Consider the following 321-nt stretch of genomic DNA (forward strand, 5'->3'; position numbering starts at 1 on the left):
GCCATAAGAGGTATTTATTCCAAAACCAAAGGCTGCCTCCCTGTCGTATCCTATCTTGATGCCGGTGTAATCACTGTTGATATTCATTTCTTTAAGGCTGGGCATGATCTTTTGAATGCTAAGGGAGCCGTAATCCATATTTATATCCAGAGAACCGTATACAAGTCCCAGTTTTATTCCCAGGTAATCTCCTTCCCCTTTCATGTTCTTTAGTCTTTCTACTTTTAAGGATCCATAATCATTGTTGAAGCTTATGTTTTCCACCTTTAGGATGTTTGAGTCTGTATAATCTGCATTAATGTCAAGGGTGCCTGCATCTTC

Annotated in this window: 1 pseudogene; it reads right to left on the reverse strand. The window is 39.6% G+C overall.

What is annotated here, in order from left to right:
- Positions 1-321, reverse strand: a pseudogene (locus tag HC175_RS22195) (hypothetical protein); the annotation flags it as partial.

Source organism: Salinimicrobium oceani (genome assembly GCF_012037645.1).